At 42.3% G+C, this 813-nt stretch carries 2 protein-coding genes; both read right to left on the bottom strand.

Annotated elements, in window-relative coordinates; all coding sequences use genetic code 11:
* Positions 1–14 precede the first annotated feature (14 nt).
* Entirely contained in the window at positions 15–452 is a 438-nt protein-coding gene (gene aroQ, locus A3762_RS24400; protein ID WP_068475024.1) for a type II 3-dehydroquinate dehydratase, read from the bottom strand.
* A gap of 120 nt (positions 453–572) precedes the next feature.
* A partial coding sequence (locus A3762_RS26200; RefSeq protein ID WP_156493725.1) for a response regulator occupies positions 573–813 on the bottom strand: 241 nt, incomplete at its 5' end.

Consider the following 813-nt stretch of genomic DNA (forward strand, 5'->3'; position numbering starts at 1 on the left):
TCTTGAATTCTTTGCTATTGCGATGCGCGAATAGCGGCTTCTACTGCCGCATCGTAACCGTGCGTACCTAAGCCGCAAATAACGGCAATCGCTTTATCTGAAAAGTAGGAATGGTGCCGAAAACTCTCACGTGCATGAACGTTTGAGATATGTACTTCATAAAACGGTAAGTCGCTTGCTAACAGAGCATCACGTAGAGCAACGCTTGTATGTGTAAAGGCACCAGGATTGATCACAATGGCAATTACGTCTGAATTTCTGACTGCATGAATGCGATCAATTAGCTCGTGTTCTGCATTGCTTTGGAAGTGCTCAATCGTTGCTTGATGTTGTTCTGCAATAGCGTTTGTTCTGGAAACAATATCTTCTAGTGTTTCTGAACCATATATTTCAGGTTCTCGCTTCCCTAGGAGATTTAAATTTGGGCCATTTAGAATAAGAATTGTTGGCATGAAGAGCACTCTTTTTTAAGCAAAGCTAATGATGCGCCAATTCTAGTGCTCGCTGTGCAACTTCGCAAACTATTCCTGCAAGATAGCAGCGAATTTAGCAAATTTACGGGCTAGTTTTGCTTATTTTGCGTGAGATTGCTTGTCAGATAATTGCTGTTTTATAGCATTTACTAACTTAGATTGATCAGTTGGTTTGGTGAGAAATGGAGTGGTGCTTAACTCTTGAGAGTTTAGGTGTACGTTCGGGTCTTCCTCTGCGGAAAGGAAAATAATAGGGATGTTGCGCCATTGAGTGTGCTGGCGTACTAATCTCGCAAGCTCAACCCCTGTGCACTTGGGGAGAATAACATCTAGTAAAAGC

It is taken from the genome of Oleiphilus sp. HI0125, assembly GCF_001635355.1.

Coding starts and splice junctions, on each gene's coding strand:
- aroQ (WP_068475024.1), bottom strand. CDS start 452: ATGCCAACAATTCTTATTCTAAATGGCCCAAATTTAAATCTCCTAGGG.